We start from the raw sequence: 2,172 nt of genomic DNA, 5'->3' as shown, positions 1-2,172 counted from the left end.
CAAAGGAATGAGTTAAATGAAGCGGTCTGGAAAGGCCCGCCAGAGCAGGTAACAGCCCTGTAGTTGAAAGTTCATTCTCTCTTGAGTGTATCCTGAGTACGGCGGAACACGTGAAATTCCGTCGGAATCTGGGAGGACCATCTCCCAAGGCTAAATACTACCTAGTGACCGATAGTGAACCAGTACCGTGAGGGAAAGGTGAAAAGCACCCCGGAAGGGGAGTGAAATAGATCCTGAAACCATGTGCCTACAAGTAGTTAGAGCCCGTTAATGGGTGATAGCGTGCCTTTTGTAGAATGAACCGGCGAGTTACGATTACATGCGAGGTTAAGTTTTAGAAGACGGAGCCGTAGCGAAAGCGAGTCTGAATAGGGCGAATGAGTATGTGGTTGTAGACCCGAAACCAGGTGATCTACCCATGTCCAGGGTGAAGGTAAGGTAACACTTACTGGAGGCCCGAACCCACGTACGTTGAAAAGTGCGGGGATGAGGTGTGGGTAGCGGAGAAATTCCAATCGAACCTGGAGATAGCTGGTTCTCTCCGAAATAGCTTTAGGGCTAGCCTCGTGATAGAGAATCCTGGAGGTAGAGCACTGTTTGAACTAGGGGTCCATCCCGGATTACCGAATTCAGACAAACTCCGAATGCCAGTGATTTATGCACGGGAGTCAGACTGCGAGTGCTAAGATCCGTAGTCGAAAGGGAAACAGCCCAGACCACCAGCTAAGGTCCCAAAGTAATTGTTAAGTGGAAAAGGATGTGACGTTGCTTAGACAACCAGGATGTTGGCTCAGAAGCAGCCATCATTTAAAGAGTGCGTAATAGCTCACTGGTCGAGTGACGCTGCGCCGAAAATGTATCGGGGCTAAACAATTCACCGAAGCTGTGGATGGACATCTTAGATGTCCGTGGTAGGAGAGCGTTCTAAGTGCTGTGAAGTCAGACCGGAAGGACTGGTGGAGCGCTTAGAAGTGAGAATGCCGGTATGAGTAGCGAAAGACGGGTGAGAATCCCGTCCACCGAATGACTAAGGTTTCCTGAGGAAGGCTCGTCCGCTCAGGGTTAGTCGGGACCTAAGCCGAGGCCGATAGGCGTAGGCGATGGACAACAGGTTGATATTCCTGTACCACCTATTTACCATTTGAGCAATGGGGGGACGCAGTAGGATAGGGTAAGCATGCTGTTGGTTATGCATGTTCAAGCAGTGAGGCGTGAAATGAGGCAAATCCCATTTCTATAACGTTGAGCTGTGATGACGAGGACGTATGTCCGGAGTTCCTGATTTCACACTGCCAAGAAAAGCCTCTAGCGAGGTAAAAGGTGCCCGTACCGCAAACCGACACAGGTAGTCGAGGAGAGAATCCTAAGGTGTGCGAGAGAACTCTCGTTAAGGAACTCGGCAAAATGACCCCGTAACTTCGGGAGAAGGGGTGCTCTAGTAGGGTGAAAGCCCGAGAGAGCCGCAGTGAATAGGCCCAGGCGACTGTTTAGCAAAAACACAGGTCTCTGCAAAACCGTAAGGTGACGTATAGGGGCTGACGCCTGCCCGGTGCTGGAAGGTTAAGAGGAGTGCTTAGCGCAAGCGAAGGTGCGAATTGAAGCCCCAGTAAACGGCGGCCGTAACTATAACGGTCCTAAGGTAGCGAAATTCCTTGTCGGGTAAGTTCCGACCCGCACGAAAGGCGTAACGATCTGGGCACTGTCTCAACGAGAGACTCGGTGAAATTATAGTACCTGTGAAGATGCAGGTTACCCGCGACAGGACGGAAAGACCCCGTGGAGCTTTACTGTAGCCTGATATTGAATTTTGATACATCTTGTACAGGATAGGTAGGAGCCAGAGATTCCGGAGCGCCAGCTTCGGAGGAGGCGTTGGTGGGATACTACCCTAGATGTATTGAACTTCTAACCCATGCCCCTTAGCGGGGTAGGAGACAGTGTCAGGCGGGCAGTTTGACTGGGGCGGTCGCCTCCTAAAGAGTAACGGAGGCGCCCAAAGGTTCCCTCAGAATGGTTGGAAATCATTCGTAGAGTGTAAAGGCATAAGGGAGCTTGACTGCGAGACCTACAAGTCGAGCAGGGTCGAAAGACGTGCTTAGTGATCCGGAGGATCCGCATGGAAGGGCCAACGCTCAACGGATAAAAGCTACACAGCGGATAACAGGCTAATCT

General features: G+C 51.2%; 1 rRNA gene. It reads left to right on the top strand.

The features are described 5' to 3' along the window. Nucleotides 1-2,172, top strand: a 23S ribosomal RNA gene (locus tag ACWCXX_RS41230); the annotation flags it as partial.

The sequence above is a fragment of the Streptomyces sp. NPDC001732 genome (assembly GCF_053596315.1).
This window is presented reverse-complemented; position numbering and strand designations above follow the sequence as displayed.